The organism is Shewanella sp. ZOR0012 (assembly GCF_000798835.1).
GTDB classification, from domain to species: Bacteria; Pseudomonadota; Gammaproteobacteria; order Enterobacterales; family Shewanellaceae; genus Shewanella; species Shewanella xiamenensis.
Window position 1 is genome coordinate 2,175,803 of sequence record NZ_JTLE01000094.1, and the last position, 20,561, is coordinate 2,196,363.

Genomic DNA, 20,561 nt, shown 5'->3' on the forward strand with positions numbered 1-20,561 from the left:
CACTGTTGTTACAGTACGCCGCGGCGCATTTGATCGCGCTCAATCGATTGGAACAGGGCAGTAAAGTTACCTTCACCAAAACCTAAGTTGTTCTTACGTTGAATGATTTCGATAAAGATTGGGCCAAACAGGTTCTTAGTGAAGATCTGCAATAAATAGCCTGATTCGTCACCGTCCACCAGAATTTGGTGATGCTTGATACGTTCACGGTTTTCGGTCACTTGCGGGACTTTATCGAAAATGGTGTCGTAATATTCGGGAATAATATCCAAGCATTGGATTGAGCTGCCTTCCATCGCATCCAAGGATTTTACGATATCACGGCTTCTAAAGGCTAAGTGTTGTACGCCAGGACCATTGTATTCCTTCAGGTATTCATCGATTTGGTTCTTATCGTTGCCTTTACCTTCGTTAATCGGAATGCAGAAGCTGCCATCGGGTGAGCGCAGGGCGTAAGACACCAGTGCGGTTTGTACGCCGCTGATGTCGAAGTAACGTACTTCGGTAAAACCAAAGATGTTTTTGTAGAAGTTGGCCCAATGTTCCATGGTGCCTTTATAGACGTTATTGGTTAAGTGGTCGACTTCAATAAAGCCTTTCTCTTGGGTGATAACTTGTTCACTTAAGTCTTCAAAGTCAGTGGCATAGATATTGTTGTCGGCACCGAAGGTGTCGATAAAATAAATTAAGCTATCGCCAATACCATAAATTGCAGGATAGGGCAGATCCTTGGCCGAATCGGCTACGGCTTTGGCGCCGCGCTCCACCGCTACGCGGTGAGCAAAGCTTGCATCTTCTACACGCCAGCCCATAGAGCAAATTGCAGGACCGTGGGATTGGGCAAATTCTGCCGAAAACCCTTCGCGCTCCTTATTGAGCAGGAAGTTAATATCATTTTGTTTGTAGTACAAAATGTCTTTATTCTTGGCTTTTTTCAGCAGTGAAAAACCAAAGTCGATAAACACTTTGTGCATAAAATCGCTGTCGGGGCTGGCGAATTCGGTAAATTCGATACCGAGTAGGCCCAATGGATTAAGTTCGCTTGCCATGATCTGTTCCTCTTGATTAATTCAACACGCAGTCACTCTTTTTGCCTTGTTTGCGGTGGTGACTTACGGCTAGTTGCTTAGTTAATAAACCCTTCACTAGTTCTGCTGCGCAGATTTAGTTTTCTAGCCAGGAGCGGTTGTAGTCTTTACTCATGCAATTTTGCACATGTTCGGTTAGTTTCAGTGGGGCGAAGGTGTCCACCATCACTGCATATTCATAGGTTTCTTTTTTGCCAATCGAGGCTTCGGTGCGGCCGGGCTGCGGGCCGTGCGCTACGCCTTTTTGGTGTAGGGTAATGTAGCCAGCTTCAATCCCGGTGCGGCTCATAAAGTCGCCATCGACGTAGTACAGTACTTCGTCACTATCGATGTTGTTGTGGTAGTAAGGCGCGGGAATGGCGCGCTCATGGAAGTCATAGGGGCGCGGCACAAAGTTACACACCACAAAGTTGTGGGCGGTAAACACTAAGTGATCTGAAGGCGGTAAGTGAATTTTGCCGACTTTAGGCGCGTATTCGGTGATGTTAAATGCCCAGGGGTAAACACAACCGTCCCAACCTACAAGGTCAAAGGGATGCCACTCTAAGGTGGTCAGTTGGTACTTATCACCAAATTTACAGACTAGCGGGAAGGCGCCACGCTCAACCACAGCAGCTTGTAATACGGGTGTACGCAGATCGCGTTCACAATAGGGGGCAGACTCGAGTAACTGACCGTATTCATTACGAAAATGCTTAGGCACTTCCACCATTGAAAAGGCTTCAATCACGAATAAACGTACATTGCTGTAATCGTTAAATTTGAGCTGATGCGTAGTGCCGCGTGGGATCACTAAGTAGTCCCATTTTTTAATCTCTAGGGTGCCGTATTCACTGTAGAGCGTGCCTTCACCTTCGTGCACAAACACCACTTCATCGGCGTAGGCATTGCGGTAAAACTCAGCGGTGTCTTGGGTGACTTTCGCGGTGTAAAGTGCCACATCATTGTTATAGAAGATTTTATTGCGGGCGCTAAAAAAGTTGCCTTCGCGATCGGCCGTGCGAGAGTCCAATTTATAGTTTTGAACTAAAGAATCTTCCCATTGGGCACCGTGACCGAGGTGGTAGGGCGCGACTTCCAATGCCTTCGTCGGCATATTGTGGTGATATTTATTCGAGTAAATATTGGAAAAACCATGGGTTGAAAACAGCTCCTCACGGTATAGCTCGCCGTTTTCCTTCTCAAATGCGATATGGCGCTTATGGGGTACTTGGCCTTGTTTCACATAAAATGGCATGGTGGATCCTTGAGTTTTATGCGCTGTGAGCTGTGCCTACAGTGCTTATTGTTATGTTGCAAGTTGCATTACTGTGATCTTCTTATCAATTTAGTTGCTTAGATGAACAAAAAAAAGAATAATAAATCTGTCATCTCAATCTAAAAAATAGATGGTATTAACTACTTTACGCTTCGTAGCGATTGCGTGACATTTTTATTCGGCTAAGGAGTCCCCATGCGCATCGATATTGATGCTTTTAATGTGCTGCAAGTGCTGGTGGAAGAGGGCAGTTTTGCTAAGGCTGCCGAGCGTTTGCATAAGGCGCAATCGGCGGTGAGCTATCAGGTTAAAAAGCTAGAGGAACATTTAGGGGTGCAGCTTTTTAGCCGTGACCAATACCGCGCCGAATTAACAAGCGAGGGACGGGTGATCTTGGCTGAAGGTCAAAGACTGCTGCAACACCTTGCCAATATTGAACATCTAGCCAGTCGTTTTAGTGAAGGTTGGGAGCCTAAGCTTGAGTTAGTGATCGATGGCGCCTTGCCGATGGAGCCGATTATGACGGCGCTCAAACGAATGGCTGAGCATCAAATCCCGACAAAAATTCAGCTTAATATGGAGTTTTTGGGCGGTGTACAGCATAGATTCGAACGTGATAATGCGGATCTGATGTTGGTTAAAGATTATCGCACCGGCCCCTATTATCATCCACAGCCGCTGCCAGCGATTACTAGCGTACTGGTGACTAGCGCGTCACATCCGTTGGCACAATTAAACAAAATCAGTTTATCCGAGTTACAGCAGCACGTTGAATTGACTATCGAAGATTCCTCTCCCAATAAAACTTATCGAGATGAGCTGCAATTCGGCGGCGATAAAGTGTTTTATCTTTCTGGTTTTATTATGAAAAAGAATGCGTTATTAAAAGGACTCGGCTTTGGTTGGCTGCCAGACTTTTTAGTGCAAGAGGAACTTTTGAGCGGTGAGTTGGTGGAGGTCGACTTTGTCGGTGGCAGTCGTTATACCTTTATCCCCCAATTAGTGTCGACTCTTGAGCGGCCCCTAGGGCGTGCGGGTAAGCTATTTACTGAGTTGATTTTAGAGGAATTTGCAAAAGCAGAGCAGTTTAACGGCGTTGGATTAGGATAAACCTCATATTACGAAATGATTTGAAACAACGAGAACAATAAAAGTAATCGCCTTTTGACATTTTATGTCATAAAGTGACTCACAGAAGTGGGCGATGTGGATGTAGTACGCCCAGTCAATAAGGACCGACAGAATAAAGGGGAATCGTATGTCTAGACGTTGTCATGAAGTGGATTATGAAATCATCGGCCACAGTATGCAGTTGGTTGAGGTAGAACTTGACCCCAACGAAACTGTGATTGCCGAAGCGGGGGCAATGAATTATCTGGAGCAGGATATTAGCTTCGAGGCCAAAATGGGCGATGGTTCAGAGCCGGATTCAGGCTTTTTTGGCAAATTAATGGGAGCGGGTAAGCGGGCGTTGACTGGTGAGAGCATCTTTATGACGCACTTTACTAACCTCGGGCATCAAAAACGCAAAGTCGCCTTTGCTGCGCCTTATCCCGGTACTATTTTAGCTATCGATCTCGCCCAATATGGTGGCGAGCTGATTTGCCAGAAAGACAGTTTTCTCGCTGCGGCCCTCGGAACTCGCGTTAGCATGAAGTTTAACCGCCGTTTAGGTACAGGCTTTTTTGGTGGTGAAGGTTTTATTCTGCAGAGCTTACAAGGCGATGGCATGGCGTTTATCCATGCGGGTGGCACGCTGATTAAAAAGGAACTGAAAGGTGAAACCTTAAGGGTCGATACCGGTTGTCTCGTCGGTTTTACCCCAGGCATTGACTATGATATTGAGCGCGCAGGCTCATTAAAATCGATGTTTTTTGGTGGCGAGGGGTTATTTTTAGCGACCTTAAAGGGCCATGGCACGGTATGGTTGCAGAGTCTGCCGTTCTCGCGTATGGCCGATCGTATTATTGCTCACGCCCCTTCTGCTGGCGGTAGCGACCGCGGTGAAGGTTCAGTCCTCGGCGGTCTTGGTCGTATGATTGATGGCCGTTAAGTTATCGGTCAAATCGACATAAACTGCACACTCGAGTAATCGCGCTTTCTATTGGTCTGGCATCCCAAACTAGCTTATGGGATGCCTTTTTATTGTCGTTTTTGGTTTGATTAAGCGGGTTTTATTTGTGTTTAAGACCTTGCTGAATGCGCTTTTCAACCTGTCTCGATATCAAATACATCATTAAATAACCTGTGCCTAAGGCCAAAATCACCGCCACAACATTTTCTGTATACAATCGATAAGCGTAGAAAGTGCCAATCAGTACGACGATACCACTAAGTCGTATGAGTAGGCTTTGGGTAAAATAGCCATGGGCTTTGAGATTGGCTAACTGATAGCCATTAAGCATCATAAAGATAAAGAACATGGAGAAATGCATTAACACTGGAGCGGCTTTAAGGTATTGCTCAGGAAACAACCAAGCCACCAATGGCTTACTTGCGAATAACATCATCACGAAAAATATTCCGCTGACCCACAACGAAACCTTTGTCAGCCATGATTTGATTTGCTGAACCTCCTCAAAGCGTTTTTCTCGCACGCACACTGCGACTTCGGGTAGTACAAAACGGTAAATGGGGAAGACAAAAAGTAGGGTGAGGTATGTGATCATCGGCCGCACTACCACTTGGAAATCACCCAATTCGTCTATGCTGAAATAAGCAATAGTCAGTAGTACTGTAATGTAAATCATCAAGATACTGGCACCCGCTTCCATTGAGGCGGTCAGACTTTTCTTCATAAAATTGCGTAAATCCGTATCAAAATGCACCGCAGTTAAGGGCGGTGTGGCGATATCCTTGCGCCGTTTGAAGTACATATAGAAGGCAACGATGAGTGATGACAGTGTCATACTGTAAAAGAGTGATGCAATGGCAGTTTGTTGTAACCCATAAAAACAGAATAAAAAGCTGGTCACTTGCGCGAGTGGCTCTAACCAAGTGACTCGATTGGAAATGGCATATAGCCGGTACATGGCAATTTGATTGGTAAAATAGACCTTGAGCCCCATACTCAAAATAATCCCAACCAATTGAAAATATTCTACATTAAGCTGGAGTTTGTGTTTGATATAAGGCAACACAACGCCCCACGCGAGTAGCACCATTGCGATTAAGCTGTAGCGGAATATATTAGTGATATCCACATCTTGCTTGGTTTGAGAGTAGGTTACTACCATAGAAGAGCGAAACCCTGTCATCAAGATCAGTGATAACGAAATGATATCGATAACAGTGTGATAGAGTGCAAGATCAGCTTTGACTACCCATTGTGCTAACCAAAGTTTAAATAGAAAACCCACGACAATACTGGCCAGCGATGCCCAAAAACCTGTAACAATCGCTTGCTTAACCCGTTGAAGTGAAGTTTGTTCCATATTCAAAATCCAGCGTTAGTTTGCGATCATTATGTGGATGGAATGCATGCAATTCGGCTTATGCTTCAAGCGCATCATCCCATTAGATTGGTGACACAATGGCTTTTTTGATGCTTGTTTTATTGAGTTGAAGCTGTGTTGTACGCGAAGGTTTTAAGATGCTTAGCATCGATACGGCTTCAGTTATTGCACGCCACGGCAGCCGTTTCATCTTATATTTATGCGCAGCTTCATAGTTGCAGAGTCTAACATCCTACCGATTTTCGACCAAACAGCAGAGCGTAAAGATATGATAAATATCAGCATGTTGCTAAGATGTAACACTTGTTATTAATGTGCCGATAACGATGTAGTTATCGGAATCAACTTAAGGTGAGATAAAAGCATTGGCTAAAATGTTGGCACTCTCAAAAATAGTTGAGCTTGCCAACGAATGATCTGCACTAATCAGTAATGATATTGACGATATCGAGGATCTTGCGACTCTTTTCATCCAATTTAATAATTGCACCCTCGACTTGGATACTGATCCTTCCCTCTCTATCTAAGGGCACAACAATACGTCCGCGGTCATAAATATCGTAATCTAAGATATCACCACGGTGCAGTTTTTTCTGCCAACCTGGAGGGAGAGGCTGACCCTTATCTACTTTCTTCTGTAGGCCAGGAGGTAAGCCAGTATCTCTCTTGTCATGTTCAGGTTTCGCCAAAGTGACCGACGGGGCTAGCAGACTGAGCACGACCCCACCCATTAGTGTTGCAGTTAATTTATTCATACTCACTTCCTTGGGTATTGCATTGTTAGGGCCAATCTAGCTTAGCTTAAATAAACTTTAGCTGAATATATGTCATTAACATCTGAGCATCAGTACGGCTTGCCATTGCTCGGCGGTAACGGGTTGAATACTTAGCCGTGAGCCTTTCGATACTAGGTACATATCAGCTAACTGCGGCAAGCTTTTAATTAAGCTGAGAGGAATGATTTCTTTGAATTGTTCCACAAAGCGAATATCGACCCTTAGCCATCTTGGGTTGCTAGGATCTGACTTAGGATCAAAATACTTTGATTCTGGATCAAAGGCCGTACTATCCGGGTAGGCGTTCGTTACCACTTCAGCAATGCCGACAATACCAGGTACTTTGCAGCTTGAATGATAGAAGAAGACCTGATCGCCTATTTGCATGGCATCGCGCATAAAGTTACGTGCTTGGTAGTTACGGATCCCAAACCAAGCTTCGGTTTGATTAGGCCTTGCTTTAAGATCTTCGATACTAAATTCGTCGGGTTCCGATTTCATAAGCCAGTAATTCATTTTGTGTCCTTTTACTGAAATAACAGTCTTATCGCGTTAATTCCTTGAGTTTATCTTAGTTTTTACTGACCTCCCAGTTAACTGTATTGATGGCTGCGTATTTTGAACCGTTAAGTCAGTGTTCAGTTAACACCGCTTACCCTGTCATCACTATCGAGTCTGGTATGACTGATGCTGCAATTGCAGCAATGCAATATCACAACTCAATACAAGCAAAGTTGACGAGTTTAGGTTAAGCCCAAGCGAATTTTTCAATCCCTGACTTATAAACAAGAGTAATGTTGAAATCAGTGAGGTGTGCTATGGAAGCTTCAACAATGACGACAGACTGTGGTTTATACACTAAATATCTTAAGGATTTCACCGCAGGTGATGCGAGTTTACACCGTGATCGCATGTTGGAATTTATTAGCGATTTAACCGCTCAGGGCTGGTTACTTGCTAATTTTACTTGGGATTATTGGTATAATAACAGTTACTTGGTGGATAAGCCCGCTTATATCCGTGATGCCAGTGTGGCCCAATGCCGCCTATTATTGACCGCAATGACACGTTTAGAGGTTTTTAGCCCAGGGGTGTTAGAGAATATGCGCCGCCAAGGAGTGCTACTGGCGATTATGGAGCGTCTGCAGTGTCTAGAGGGACCAACATCCAATAACCAGGATGCATTTATGAGCCGTTAATCGGGTTTTAGGGAAAGGGAGTGACCTTACTCTTTAGTCTAATACTGGATTTTTTTACTTGTGACATGTTCCGTGGATTGGTTAGTTTTGACCACGCTAACCATAATAAAAAGCACGGAGGCCTTAATGTCTGCTTCAAAGACTCAAGCAACAAATCAACCCACTAGTCCACTTAAATATAGTGAGTTTCGGGGAGCTAACGCCCCAAAACTTGTTGAAAAAACCATAGGACAATACCTTAACTATATTGCTAACACCTATCCCGAACAGTTAGCCGTTGTCGTTAACCATCAAAATATTCGCTGGAATTACCGTCAATATCTTGCACAAATCGACGCGCTTGCAACAGGTTTACTCAAATTAGGCATAGGTCCAGGGGACCGCGTCGGTATTTGGTCACCCAATAATATTGAGTGGTGTTTAACCCAATTTGCTACTGCCAAAATTGGCGCCATCATGGTGTGTATTAACCCCGCTTACCGCCCTGAAGAATTACAATATGCCTTGACTAATGTGGGTTGTCGCGCGGTGATCTGCGCTGATAAATTCAAGTCCAGCAACTACTTGCAGATGCTCTACGAGCTTGCGCCTGAACTTAAGCAGTGCGCTGCGGGTCAATTGCAGGCTAAGGCATTACCAGAGTTGCAATTTGTGATCCGCATGGGAGCTGAAAAGTCTCCCGGCATGTTGAACTTCGATGACTTATTAGTCGAGGTGAGCGAAGATGATAAAGCAATGCTTGCGCGTATTGCCAATGAACTCACCCCCTATGATGCGATTAATATCCAATTTACCTCTGGCACAACGGGTAGCCCAAAGGGGGCGACCTTATCGCACCATAACATCTTGAATAACGGTTATTTAGTGGCCGAGGCAATGAGGTTTACCTGTGATGATAAGCTCTGTATCCCCGTACCTTTGTACCATTGTTTTGGTATGGTGCTAGGTAATCTCGTTTGCTTGGCTAAGGGCGCAGCAGCTATATTCCCGGGGGATTCTTTCGATCCTCTCACGACCTTAGAAGTGATTGAGCGTGAGCGCTGCACCGCACTGCACGGTGTTCCCACCATGTTTATTGCCGAGTTAGAACATCCTGAATTTAAACGTTTTGATCTCAGTTCGTTGCGTACGGGCGTGATGGCGGGGGCGACTTGTCCTGAAGAGGTTATGCGTCGTGTACAGCAGTTGATGTACATGCAGGAGGTGTTAATCGGCTATGGCCAAACCGAGTGCAGTCCGTTAAATCACATTACTGAAATCGATTCTCCAGTGGAGAAGCGTGTTCTCACCGTTGGTCGGGCGTTACCCCATACTGAAGTGAAAATTGTCAATGAGTTTGGCGAAGTGCTGCCGATTAATCAGCCCGGTGAAGTCTGTAGCCGAGGATATTGCATCATGCAATGTTATTGGAATGATCCTGAAAAAACCGCCGCCACAATTGACCGCGAAGGTTGGTTACATTCGGGCGATATTGGCCAAATGGATGAGCAAGGTTACGTGCAAATTGTGGGGCGGATTAAGGATATGATTATTCGCGGGGGCGAGAATATCTATCCCCGAGAAATTGAAGAAAAACTCTATACCCACAAAGATGTGCAGGATGCCGCGGTGTTTGGCGTCCACAGTGATAAATATGGTGAGGAAGTCTGTGCGTGGATTAAAGTCCGCTCAGGGGCGTCGATTACTGAGGAGGATATTCGTCATTTCCTTACCGAAAAGTTCGCCTATTTTAAAGTGCCACGTTATATCAAATTTGTGGACCAATACCCGATGACCGTTACGGGTAAAATCCAAAAATTTAAAATGCGCGAGCTGATGTATCAAGAGCTGTACGAAGATATTAATGCCTAAAAGGCATAAACTTTCAAACCGACCCAAGCCCGAACGCTTGGGTTTATTTTTATATGGCCATCTGTGCTTAAGGAAAACATTGTCGCATGACCATCAGGTTTTCCTTCAGTCTTCCCCTTGTCGTAAAGATGTCGTTTTTGGCGGCGATAGTTCTGCCTACTCCGAGCATTGCTGTCTTAGCGTGGTTCTACAAGGCTAAACAGATAACAAATATTCGCTGTACCTATAGGTATGGCTGATTATACTGAATAGAGTTAAACCGATGAGCTATTTGTTTTTTTAGCGATTAATAGATGAGTCTTTGATGGAGGCATTATGATCCGCTGGTGCCCACTGATGTTTAGTTGCCTATTAACCGTGGCAAATACGACATTTGCTGACACGCTGAAGCTAACGTCATTACTTTGGCCGCCGTATTCCGGCTATCAACTCCAGCACCAAGGCGCGAGTGTTGCGGTGGCTAAGGCGGCGTTTGAGCAAATGGAACAACAACTTATCGTGGATTTTTACCCTTGGAGCCGTGCGATTAAATTAGCCGTTATGCCGGGCTCTGACTATATTGGCTATTTTCCAGAATATTATTTTGAAACCGATAAGTTTATTTTTTCTAAACCGATTGGTATTGGCCCATTAGGTATTGTTGAGCAAAAATCCCGTCCCATTAGTTGGCATCATTTAGCCGATTTGAATCGTTATACTTTAGGTATTGTGCAGGATTATGTGAATACCGACTCGCTGGATGTAATGATTGCTTCAGGGAGTCAACCTGTTGAAGCGGCAACATCCGATGAGCAAAATATCAAAAAGGTGGCGGCTGGTCGTATTGACGGCGCTGTGATTGATATTAATGTGCTGAATTATCTACTTAAACAACCCCACCTTCAGCCGCTCGCAGATAAGTTACAGGTCAATCGACAACTGATTGCCAATAAACAACTTTATGTCGCGTTTCGTAATACAGAAGAGGGGCGGCGTTGGCGGGATATTTTTGATCAAGGTTTAGCGAAGCTCGATATTGATAGCATTATGGGCGATTTGTTATTTCAGCAAGAAGCCTTAAGTCAGTAATGCTATTTTGCACCTAACCAAAGATGTGAGATGACAAGTTTTGTCATCATTTTGTCTAACACTGCGAGTAATCAGTTGTGGGCGGTATTTCGTTATCACTGCTCTGCATGTTTGTGTGTGCCAGTGAGTATCTTGTCGGGTGATCGCGATGGGTTAGTCAAGATCCAAACCAGCAGGGCATTGGTACAATATTTTAAGGTCGACTTAGTTGTGTTGGCCTATTGTGGTCATGACATCACCATAGATGCGCCAGCTAAACTGGCGCATTATCTCTTTGAAATCATCTGCTCACCGGAGCAGGATGCGGGTGAGCAGTTTGCTGATAGCGCTGATTTACTCAATGAATAAAGGGATTATTACGAAGCAGAATTAGTGCAATCGCTGCCGAACTATGCATCAGCACTACCCACAGATGCTGAGTGATATGCCTTACGCCTTGGCGATCATGGTTATTACGCTTTCGCTACTGTGGTTATTACGCTTTCGCTACTATGGTTTGCCCAATCGGCGTTAGGCTTAACAGCGCCAGCTTAAGATGTTGGATCCCGAAAGGGATACCGATAATCGTCACAAAGCAGGCAAGAGCATGGGCCAAATGACCAATAGCCAACCAAATCCCAAACAGTAAGAACCAAATGATATTGCCCATCATGCCAAAGGCGCCTGTTCCTAAATCTTCACGGCCAGTTAAATGACGGCGATTAATTTGTTCTTGTCCAAAGGGCCAGAAGGTCAATTCACCAATCACAAAGCAGGCGCGACCAAAGGGAATACCGATAATACTGATAAAACACAAAATCCCCGCAAGCCACCAGGCTAGGCCCATCACAAATCCACCAAGGACAAACCAAGCAATATTGAAAATTAACCGTAGTAATGACATTGAAAACTCCTTATCGAATCCAAAATCTGTGCGACAGAAACAACATCTACACTCGAAATTATTAATTGATGCTTAAATGTCATAAGCGAGAATTATGCCAAAAGTTTTTTCATTAATAATCAATGGTATATTATAGTTTATACCTCTACGGATTGTGAGTTAAGCTAATATTTCGTGAATTTCCTTAATTCTTAGGAAGAATTTAACCAAGCCCGCGTTACACTAAACACCTTATCTCCCCTTGAGTAAATAAATGCTAGCTAATAGTCCCGTCGAATCATTTTCTTTTGCAGGCAGAGAGATCTTTCTTAAAAGAGATGATTTATTACATCCTGCTTTTAGTGGTAATAAGGCGCGTAAGTTTGCCTATTTTCTAGATCATGATTTTGCTGGTGTGACTAAGGTAATTGGTCATGGCTCCGCGCAGGCTAATTCACTGTATTCGCTGTCGGCGCTCGCCAAACTCAAAGGCTGGCAGTGTGATTTTTATGTGGACCATATTGCTAGCCACGTACTGACTTTACCGACAGGGAACTATGCCGCAGCTATCGCCAATGGCACACAGGTTATTGATTTATCAAGCCTGATAGCAGTTAATCCTTTTCTGCAGCGTGAGTCTAAGTGGACTTGTCATGACTACATTGAGCATCAAGTTTTGGCTGCTGAGCCTGACGCTTTATTTATTCCGGAAGGCGGGCGCTGTCAGTATGCGGAGTATGGTGTCAGTCTGTTAGCCGTTGAAATTGAGACTTGGGCAATGCAACAGGGACTGACTGAACTGAAAGTGTTTTTACCTGCGGGAACGGGAACCACGGCATTATTTTTAAACCAATATTTTGTGCGTAAGCAAAGTCACATTCGAGTGCTTACCTGCGCGGTTGTCGGTGGCGATGAGTATTTAGCGCAGCAGTTTTATGAGTTAAATCCTAACGCTGCTGAGCATCCACAGATTTTGAATGTGGGGAAGAAATACCACTTTGGTAAACTCTATCCTGAGTTTTATGCCATGTGGCAGCGAATTTGCGCCTCAGGTATTCAATTTGAATTACTCTACGATCCCTTAGGTTTTATAGTGTTAGAAAAATATTTACCGCAGTGGAGCGCAAGCCCTGTGATGTATATCCATCAAGGTGGTTTGCTTGGAAATGAAACCATGTTGCCACGTTATCAGCGTAAATTTGGTAAAAGTCGTAAGACCCTATAGAGCAGATGATTTACTTAGTGACGCTAAGACATAATATGTTTGAAGCGACGTAATCTCTAAGTTAAGCTTACGACGTCAAACGATGGAAAATACTCATGACTGAAGCGGAATATCTCGCCAATTACGATCCTAAGGCTTTTAAGGCTCAGCTACTGACGGTTGATGCCGTATTATTTACCTATCATGATCAGCAACTTAAAGTACTCTTAGTACAACGCTCAAATCATCCCTTTTTAGGTTTTTGGGGATTACCCGGAGGATTTATCGATGAACATTCCGATCAATCCCTAGAGGAAGCGGCGTTACGCAAATTGCAGGAAAAAACGGCGGTAGTGCCACCTTATATTGAGCAGCTTTGCACTGTCGGTAATAGTCACCGCGACGTGAGAGGCTGGTCGGTGACCGTGTGTTATACCGCGTTGATGAGTTATCAAGCCTGCGAAACCCAGATTGATTCAGTGAGTGATGTTAAGTGGTGGCCATTAGAGGATGTGTTACAGATGCCCTTGGCGTTTGATCATCTGCAATTAATTGAGCAAGCGCGGGAACGTTTAACTCAGAAAGCCTTATATTCTTTAGTGCCAGGCTTTGCGCTGGCTGAACCTTTTACCTTGCCAGAGCTGCAACATGTGCATGAAGTATTACTGGGTAAGCCTATCCAAGGTAAATCGTTCCGTCGACGGGTTGAGCAGGCCGATTTATTGATTGATACGGGCTTAAAACGTACTGAACGTGGCCGTCCAGCCAATTTATACCGTTTGAAGTCGGATACGGCATCGTATCGATTCTTAAGAAATCTAGAATGTTAGTCAAAGTGTTTGCCGCTTAAAGTGGTTGCCCATAGCAATAATAGTGACAGATTATACGGTACATACAGTTAGCTTGAGTTATCAGGGTTTATGTAGCCGTCGATGTTGTCGTAATACGTCCATTCTTTACTTTTCGATATCCATTTCCCCATTATCATAGCTAAATTGCACTTAGTGTCTTAAGGACAATATATGCAATTTAGGTATATTCCTTAGTATTATCCGATAAAAAATAGTCTAAAAATCAACTTTACATATTAGTGTCTATAAGACACTATTACTTGCAGACAACAAGATTGCTGTATATCACAGCGATCTTGCACAGACAGGAGGTGAATATGTCTCTAGGTATTCAAATGCATCAAGGCACAGTTAACTCACCACATCAGCAAGCTGATTTTTATCGACTTCCCGCCGCTAGCGATGAGGCTAATTACCGTTTATTTCAATTTGGTGCGGGGGAGAATCATGTTCAACTGCGGGTTCCTCCAGCGAAACGCGTCACAGTTTTTTTCGGTTATCGTGGCGATCAATCCATCATGCAACTCTTATTGTTAACTGATGCATTACGCCGCAGCGGTGCAGAGCAGATCGATCTGTTACTGCCTTATATGCCGGGCGCCCGCCAAGATAGAGTCTGTAATGTGGGCGAGGCCTTATCGGTAAAAGTCTATGCCAGCCTGATTAATCAGCAGCAATATGCTTCAGTCAGTATTTTTGACCCGCACAGCGATGTCACCGCGGCATTATTAGACCGAGTGCAAGTTATTGACAACCACAGCTTTGTCGCCGCGATTGCAGCTCAATTGACCGGTGATCTAGTGTTAGTTTCGCCTGATGCGGGGGCGAATAAGAAAGTATTCGGCTTAGCTAAGGCGTTACAGGGAATGCCGGTGATCAGGGCCGATAAACATCGTGATGTGGTCAATGGTCATATTATCGCTACTGAAGTGTTTTGTGATGATTTATCGGGTAAAACCTGCTTAATCGTCGATGATATTTGTGCTGGTGGCAGAACCTTTATCGAACTTGCCATCAAGTTAAAGCAAAAAGGGGCCCAAAGCGTCATTTTGATCGTGTCACATTATGAAGATAAGGCCAGCGAATCAGCTCTGCGTGAGGCGGGCATAGACAGATTATTTTGTACCGATAGTTTAGGTGTCCCCACACATATTTCGAGCGAGTTCTGTCATTGCCATGCTGTTTTGCGTTTTATGAATCATTAAGGAAAATATGATGTACTTGAATCCCGTTACCGCCATTGATGGCTACAAAGTCGACCACCGTCGTCAATATCCTGATAATACTCAAGTGATTTTTAGTAACTTGACCGCCCGTAAATCCCGTCGTGGTTATACTGAGCAGATGGTATTTTTTGGTCTGCAATATTTTATCAAGCATTACTTAATTGACAGTTGGAACCGTGATTTCTTTCAACAGCCCAAAGAGCAAGTGATTCGCCAATTCTCCCGCCGCATTAATAACTATCTTGGGCCAAATAATGTCGGTACTCAGCATATTGAGGCGTTACATGATTTAGGCTATTTACCCATTAAAATCATGGCATTGCCGGAAGGTTCAGTATATCCCTTAAAAGTGCCTTGCTTGGTTTTGTACAATACCGATGAGCGGTTCTTTTGGTTGACTAATTATCTCGAAACCATTCTTTCCGCGAATGTGTGGGGAATGTGTACTAGCGCCACTACCGCGCTGCAATACCGCAAAATATTTGAGACTTACGCGCTAGAAACCGATGGCAACATAGGTTTTGTTGATTGGCAGGGCCATGATTTTAGTTTCCGCGGCATGTATGGTGCAGAGGCTGCGGTAATGAGCGGCGCCGCCCATCTACTCAGTTTTACGGGCACAGATACTATTCCCGCGATTGATTTTCTCGAACAATATTATCTTGCAGACAGTGATAAGGAACTCGTTGGCGGCAGTGTGGCCGCAACGGAGCACAGTGTGATGTGTGCGGGTGGTATGGAGAATGAATTAGAGACGTTCCGCCGTCTGATTGAAGATATTTATCCTAGCGGCATTGTCAGTATCGTTTCTGATTCTTGGGATTTTTGGCAGGTGATGACAGAGTTCACCGTTGCCTTAAAAGACCGCATTCTTGCCCGTGAGGGCAAAGTGGTGTTTAGGCCTGATACGGGTTGTCCGGTGAAGATCATTTGTGGCGATCCACAAGCAGCTGTGGGAAGCCCTGAGTATAAAGGCGCTATCGAGTGTTTGTGGGATGTCTTTGGGGGCAGCACAACTGCCAAAGGTTACAAATTACTCGATAGCCATGTCGGACTGATTTATGGCGACTCAATCACCATTGAACGGGCTGAAGCCATTTGTGCTGGTTTGAAGGCCAAAGGTTTTGCATCAACCAATATTGTGTTTGGAATTGGCAGTTTTACCTATCAACACGTGACCCGAGATACTGACGGTTACGCGGTGAAAGCGACCTTTGCGAAAGTGGATGGTAAAGACAGAGAAATATTTAAAGATCCTAAAACCGATGATGGCACTAAAAAATCCGCTAAGGGATTAGTGGCGGTATTTAAAGATGCGCAAGGTCAATTTTATCTTAAAGATCAAGCGAGCTGGCAAGATGTTAACCATTGCGAATTTGTCCCCGTATTTGCCGATGGTGAATTATTAACTGAATATTCTTTGGCAGATATTCGCGCAAGATTGGCAGCATCTCGTTGTTAACAATGTAAATCCCTATCGACAGTGAGATAGAAAATAGGCTGGCAATGCGGTTTTTATGTGAATACGCTTGCCAGTCAACTTAAATCATACTGGCTGTCATGACGGCTGTTATCGCTAAATGCGCTAGTCACATAATAAAACGGTGAGAACAAAAGGCTAAGAGACTAGCTGGTTTCGTTTAAGAATTTTATAGGTGCGACGGCCAATGTTTTCGAGGTTTTTTAAATCTTTTAGGCTGGGTACCGCATCGGAATATTGCCAATAGCGGATTTCTGCATCGAGCATTTCAAGCATTTTTTTCGAACAACCTAAACATTCGCCTTGGCACATTTGTGCTTCATCTAAATTCAGCGGAATTGTTTGCTGGATTTGAGCGATAAGCTGTTGCATAGCGGTTTTGGTATTCGGTTTTGACATAAAAATACTTCACAGTCAGAAAGTGTGAACATATTAGCAGAAGCGAAAATTGATAGAATTGATCTAGATTAATACACATTTGGTTCAGCGTGTATCCATGTGAGCTAGATACTGGCTGAACCAAACGAGTTCGTCATATCGACGTGAAGGGATAGCAAATCGTGATATTTGGCTATCGATAAAGGCGAGTTGATTTCGGTATGGCGAGGAAAATGGGACCGAATAAACCAACATGCCATTATGTGTACTCGATGAGTACTTAATTCAGACTTATTTATTTGACGACAAAAGCCATTTCATAAAGTTTAAGGCTTCGGTACGTTTTGAAAACGTCTGTCTGTTTTTACCTTGTCTATCGGTAAAAGCAATTGAAGTTTTGTTGACTGAAATTGAATCTACAGGGAAGTTCACTGTGATTTCATGTCCGTTAATTTTGTATGACATAGGCCACACTCCTTTTAATTAAATTCACCCTTAGGTGAGCAAGTAATAACGATAAAATATCCTTAGCATAATTGCGAAAGATGATACTAATGAGTCTTGAGGTTACCCATTCCACCATGATTAATCAAGAGATGCTGTATTGATAACTAATGCAAATCAGCGATTGTGTCAATGGAATATCCCAATTAGACCAGTTAAACATAGTCAAGTGACAGTACTATGACATTGGCCGAATTAAAGAGTTCATTTTTTTGAGTTAATGTTGAAAATCATTAACCCATTATTTTTGCAGGACTTACTTGTAGTAGGCTTTCTTTGTGAGGATCAAGTTTGATACAAGTCAAACTGATATAAAAAGGGTAACAACAAGATACTTCTCAAAACGCGGTGCAGTATAACAGTATATTACCCGCTGGCAAGTGTAATTTTTGCTCAGCGAGTAATGTTTTTATATTGTTTCTTTTGTTGCTATTTTGTGGGTTAGATTTTTAGCTATTTTTCACTATTTGATGCGTAACTGACTTTAGTAAATCAGCTCACCAATAGGGTTTAATAATTTGCTTAATCCCTTAGTGAAATAGAGCGGTGCGTCCAACACTGTGTAACATAAACATCCCGTTTGAGTTGTGGGAGAATGCTGTGTATTACCATCTAAGATAATAAAGTCGCCAGGAACATAATTACCTGATGAGTCCGAAAATTCGCCCGCCAATAATAACGTCAACTCAATCCCTTTATGGGTATGCTGTGGGATTTCACCTAGCGCTTCAATATGCAATAAACTGGCGCGAGTATTTTTTTCATCTAGGTCGAATCGCATCCGACTGACTTTACCAATTTGTTGCCATGGCTGTGCAATATGTTGCCGAAACACCCTAGGCAGTTCGTAGCGGATATTTTTATGGTTAACACTCACTGAAGATTCTATGTAAGGTTCATGCATAGTACTTTCGGGAAGCGCCATAATGTTCGATAACATTTGTTGCCAGGGATCGTTATCGACGACATCAATCTCATTTGACGCGTTGTGTTGAACCGCATTATCACTGGGGGAAACAAAAGCGAGTTTGGCCGCTTCTTCAGTCAATTTAGCTACTTGAGTTTGGCATTCTTGACATAAGGCACAATGTGCAGCAACAGCGATAGACATCGACAAAGGGAGCTGACCTTGTGCATGGGCCTGAAGTAATTCTGCATGGGGGTGATGTTTAATCATGTTGTGTCTCCAAAAAGCTTTTAAGCTTTTCTAACCCCAATCTGAGTCGCGATTTAATGGTGCCAATGGGGACTTTTAAGGCATCAGCCAATTCTTGTTGGGTGAGTTCTTGCATATAAATGCCTTGTACGACTTGACGTTGAGCAAGGGGCAGGGCATCTAAATGAGCGAGTAACTTGGCGGTCAATTTATGGTCAGGGTTGTTATCTTGGCTAACCGCAGCGTCATACAGTGGCCAGATATCATCGCCAAATGCATCTTCACGGTTGTGCTGCACCCGTCTAAGCATATCGAAGCATTGGTTACGCATAATGGTAAATACCCACGTTGCGACAGAACCTTTATCTGCATTGTATAAATGAGATTTAGTCCAAACGATGGTCATCGTTTCTTGAACTAAATCCATGGCGAGGCCTTGTTGATTTAATCGTTGCAGACCAAATGCCCGAATTTTGGGCATAAAGTGACTGAACAAATAGCCAAATGCCGCTTTGTCCCGTTGATTAGCAACTTTGATGATGGCGCTTACTAAGGGATCTGCATCCGTTTTATGCTCATCGGCAATCAAATTATGGTTATCGTTTTCCATAGCTATTTCGATAGGGGGCGATAACTGCCTATCATAGCGATTTTGCGCTGAATGTGATTGAAAATTTTCCATTATTGAGCTCTTCATTTAAGGTTCAATCCCGTTCGAACATGGCTTCAAATCCTGCTTCGCTGTCAATGTTCGATAAGCATGCAGACCAATACGCAGCGCCCTAGAAATTGGATCACTGAAAATTATTTTATAACGGTTCTTAGTAAATCCAGTGTGAGCTGGTGGTCGAGCGCATTAATGCAGGTGTACTTTTCCGCTGAACGTATGGGTAAAATTTCAAGCCAGCGTTGGCAAACCCATGCAATATCATCAAATTGTGCCGCTTGATATTGTTGTAGGTGCTTTGGGTACTCTTTCAGAATATTTTGCAACATATCACTGAGATAACGCTCATTTTTTTGAATCTGTGCTGCTGGCCAGTTATCGATTAGACTGATTTGCGCGCGCTTTAAACCATCGGACTCCACATTGATGTCGCCGAGAGTAAATCGTTGTTTCCCTTCAATGCTGACACCTAACATGCCATCAGGTAAGGTCTCAAAGTCAATGATATGCACTAGAGTACCAATTGGATAAAGCGTGCTATTTTCCTCTGAGGTCATACACAGGCCAAAACCATCGCCTGATTTAAGTGATTCAGCCACCAAACGTTTATATCGAGGTTCAAAAATTCGTAATTGAGTATATCCCTCAGGTAATAAACAGATGGGTAATGGAAAAAGAGGTAATTTCATAGTGGCCTCGGGTGAACTTAAGTTTCTATCATTACGTACCATCATCAGAATTTGATCAGTGTTTCAAGCAACAGCCTACTCATTTAAGGGGATATGATGAAGTTAAATCCATTCGAGAAAAAGCTGGTTCAGCATCCGCTGCGTTTTTGGTTGCAAAACCATATTGAAGCACCATTATTGACCTCAATGATGCCTAAACCGCTTGTGTATATTCAACAGGCGCTCGAAATTGGTTGTGGTTTTGGCAATGGTATTCATTTGATCCGTGAGCATTTTGGTGCCGAGCATGTTACCGCGGTGGATCTCGACCCTGAGATGGTGAGTGCAGCTAAGGCCCGCTGGAGGTCTTCAGCCCATGGGCTCGAACAGCTCGACTTTAGTGTTGCCGATGCAACCGCATTACCTTTTAAGGATGCACAGTTTGACATCGTGTTTAATTTTGCGGTGTTCCACCATATTCCTGACTGGCAATCCGCGATTGTTGAGGTTGCCAGGGTATTAAAGCCGAACGGGTATTTTGTGATAGAAGATCTTTACCGTGCCGCGATTTGTAATCCACTGAGTCGCCGGTTGTTTGAGCATCCGCAGCAGAATCGATTTGACCATCAGCAATTATTGCATATGCTTCGCCAAGCGGGGTTTAAGATTGTATGTGACAGGAATCTGTTTAATTTGAGCGGTATGGTGCTGGCTCAAAAGGTTTTTTCTTAAACCTTAAGGTCTTTATATCGCTGAATATTGAATTGAGCATGGGTTGATTGTTTGTTCTGTAAACTGCTTGCCCGAGAAATGAGCCGTTTTCGCATCAGAGTGATTGTAATTTTTAGATAAAATCGACATATCACATGG

At 43.7% G+C, this 20,561-nt stretch carries 22 protein-coding genes; 11 read left to right on the forward strand and 11 right to left on the reverse strand.

The features are described from left to right. Positions 1 to 8 precede the first annotated feature (8 nt). Positions 9 to 1,049, reverse strand: a complete 1,041-nt coding sequence (hppD, locus tag L976_RS11135) for a 4-hydroxyphenylpyruvate dioxygenase (protein WP_047536753.1) — start codon at positions 1,047 to 1,049, stop codon at positions 9 to 11. Between the two features lie 115 nt (positions 1,050 to 1,164). Next, on the reverse strand, positions 1,165 to 2,325 hold the full coding sequence (locus L976_RS11140) for a homogentisate 1,2-dioxygenase (RefSeq protein ID WP_037417639.1): 1,161 nt from the start codon (positions 2,323 to 2,325) through the stop codon (positions 1,165 to 1,167). Between the two features lie 216 nt (positions 2,326 to 2,541). Here L976_RS11140 and L976_RS11145 point away from each other — a divergent pair, with 216 nt between their 5' ends. Beyond that, positions 2,542 to 3,456: a LysR family transcriptional regulator gene (locus L976_RS11145; RefSeq protein WP_037417642.1), complete on the forward strand. Its 915-nt coding sequence runs from the start codon at positions 2,542 to 2,544 to the stop codon at positions 3,454 to 3,456. Between the two features lie 148 nt (positions 3,457 to 3,604). Then, positions 3,605 to 4,399, forward strand: a complete 795-nt coding sequence (locus L976_RS11150; protein WP_037425344.1) for a TIGR00266 family protein — start codon at positions 3,605 to 3,607, stop codon at positions 4,397 to 4,399. 121 nt (positions 4,400 to 4,520) lie between these two features. Here the strand turns inward: L976_RS11150 and L976_RS11155 are convergent, their stop codons facing one another. The 3 genes from L976_RS11155 to L976_RS11165 form a co-directional block, all read right to left on the reverse strand. Further along, positions 4,521 to 5,780: a lipopolysaccharide biosynthesis protein gene (locus L976_RS11155; protein ID WP_037417648.1), complete on the reverse strand. Its 1,260-nt coding sequence runs from the start codon at positions 5,778 to 5,780 to the stop codon at positions 4,521 to 4,523. Between the two features lie 443 nt (positions 5,781 to 6,223). Then, positions 6,224 to 6,556 (reverse strand): hypothetical protein, encoded by a 333-nt coding sequence (locus L976_RS11160; protein WP_037425338.1) that lies wholly within the window; start codon positions 6,554 to 6,556, stop codon positions 6,224 to 6,226. Between the two features lie 75 nt (positions 6,557 to 6,631). Beyond that, the gene (locus L976_RS11165) at positions 6,632 to 7,093 is read right to left on the reverse strand and encodes an EVE domain-containing protein (RefSeq protein ID WP_037417654.1); all 462 of its coding nucleotides are present in this window, start codon (positions 7,091 to 7,093) and stop codon (positions 6,632 to 6,634) included. Between the two features lie 302 nt (positions 7,094 to 7,395). Here L976_RS11165 and L976_RS11170 point away from each other — a divergent pair, with 302 nt between their 5' ends. The 4 genes from L976_RS11170 to L976_RS11185 all read left to right on the forward strand — a co-directional run bounded on the left by L976_RS11170 (position 7,396) and on the right by L976_RS11185 (position 11,043). After that, complete coding sequence (locus L976_RS11170) at positions 7,396 to 7,776, forward strand: DUF6508 domain-containing protein (RefSeq protein WP_047536754.1); 381 nt, start codon at positions 7,396 to 7,398, stop codon at positions 7,774 to 7,776. A 126-nt stretch (positions 7,777 to 7,902) separates the two neighbouring features. Then, the gene (locus tag L976_RS11175) at positions 7,903 to 9,627 is read left to right on the forward strand and encodes an AMP-binding protein (protein WP_047536755.1); all 1,725 of its coding nucleotides are present in this window, start codon (positions 7,903 to 7,905) and stop codon (positions 9,625 to 9,627) included. 315 nt (positions 9,628 to 9,942) lie between these two features. Continuing rightward, positions 9,943 to 10,695 (forward strand): substrate-binding periplasmic protein, encoded by a 753-nt coding sequence (locus tag L976_RS11180; protein ID WP_047536756.1) that lies wholly within the window; start codon positions 9,943 to 9,945, stop codon positions 10,693 to 10,695. Between the two features lie 30 nt (positions 10,696 to 10,725). After that, a complete protein-coding gene (locus L976_RS11185) occupies positions 10,726 to 11,043 on the forward strand; it encodes an alpha/beta fold hydrolase (protein ID WP_069454786.1) in 318 nt (105 codons plus the stop codon). Positions 11,044 to 11,170: 127 nt separating this feature from the next. Here the strand turns inward: L976_RS11185 and L976_RS11190 are convergent, their stop codons facing one another. Further along, positions 11,171 to 11,578: a YccF domain-containing protein gene (locus tag L976_RS11190; protein WP_047536757.1), complete on the reverse strand. Its 408-nt coding sequence runs from the start codon at positions 11,576 to 11,578 to the stop codon at positions 11,171 to 11,173. Between the two features lie 253 nt (positions 11,579 to 11,831). On the opposite strand from L976_RS11190, the gene L976_RS11195 reads away from it, so the two are divergent. From L976_RS11195 to L976_RS11210, 4 genes are all read left to right on the forward strand, one after another. Continuing rightward, a complete protein-coding gene (locus L976_RS11195) occupies positions 11,832 to 12,782 on the forward strand; it encodes a pyridoxal-phosphate dependent enzyme (protein ID WP_037417666.1) in 951 nt (316 codons plus the stop codon). Positions 12,783 to 12,877: 95 nt separating this feature from the next. Beyond that, a complete protein-coding gene (locus tag L976_RS11200; protein WP_047536759.1) occupies positions 12,878 to 13,591 on the forward strand; it encodes an NrtR DNA-binding winged helix domain-containing protein in 714 nt (237 codons plus the stop codon). 338 nt (positions 13,592 to 13,929) lie between these two features. After that, the gene (gene prs, locus L976_RS11205; RefSeq protein ID WP_047536760.1) at positions 13,930 to 14,817 is read left to right on the forward strand and encodes a ribose-phosphate diphosphokinase; all 888 of its coding nucleotides are present in this window, start codon (positions 13,930 to 13,932) and stop codon (positions 14,815 to 14,817) included. A 10-nt stretch (positions 14,818 to 14,827) separates the two neighbouring features. Next, positions 14,828 to 16,300: a nicotinate phosphoribosyltransferase gene (locus L976_RS11210; protein WP_047536762.1), complete on the forward strand. Its 1,473-nt coding sequence runs from the start codon at positions 14,828 to 14,830 to the stop codon at positions 16,298 to 16,300. Positions 16,301 to 16,456: 156 nt separating this feature from the next. Here L976_RS11210 and L976_RS11215 read toward each other — a convergent pair whose 3' ends face one another. From L976_RS11215 to L976_RS11230, 5 genes are all read right to left on the reverse strand, one after another. Next, positions 16,457 to 16,717 (reverse strand): hypothetical protein, encoded by a 261-nt coding sequence (locus L976_RS11215; protein ID WP_037425313.1) that lies wholly within the window; start codon positions 16,715 to 16,717, stop codon positions 16,457 to 16,459. Positions 16,718 to 16,987: 270 nt separating this feature from the next. Further along, the gene (locus L976_RS23265; RefSeq protein ID WP_011072074.1) at positions 16,988 to 17,161 is read right to left on the reverse strand and encodes a hypothetical protein; all 174 of its coding nucleotides are present in this window, start codon (positions 17,159 to 17,161) and stop codon (positions 16,988 to 16,990) included. Between the two features lie 523 nt (positions 17,162 to 17,684). After that, complete coding sequence (locus L976_RS11220) at positions 17,685 to 18,377, reverse strand: ChrR family anti-sigma-E factor (RefSeq protein ID WP_047536764.1); 693 nt, start codon at positions 18,375 to 18,377, stop codon at positions 17,685 to 17,687. After that, entirely contained in the window at positions 18,370 to 19,038 is a 669-nt protein-coding gene (locus L976_RS11225) for a sigma-70 family RNA polymerase sigma factor (protein ID WP_047536767.1), read from the reverse strand. Before L976_RS11225 ends, L976_RS11220 begins: the two co-directional genes overlap by 8 nt. A gap of 122 nt (positions 19,039 to 19,160) precedes the next feature. Beyond that, positions 19,161 to 19,712, reverse strand: coding sequence for an LON peptidase substrate-binding domain-containing protein (locus L976_RS11230; protein WP_037417721.1), 552 nt, complete (start codon positions 19,710 to 19,712; stop codon positions 19,161 to 19,163). A 96-nt stretch (positions 19,713 to 19,808) separates the two neighbouring features. On the opposite strand from L976_RS11230, the gene L976_RS11235 reads away from it, so the two are divergent. Continuing rightward, on the forward strand, positions 19,809 to 20,423 hold the full coding sequence (locus L976_RS11235) for a class I SAM-dependent methyltransferase (protein ID WP_047536769.1): 615 nt from the start codon (positions 19,809 to 19,811) through the stop codon (positions 20,421 to 20,423). The last annotated feature ends 138 nt before the right edge of the window (positions 20,424 to 20,561 follow it).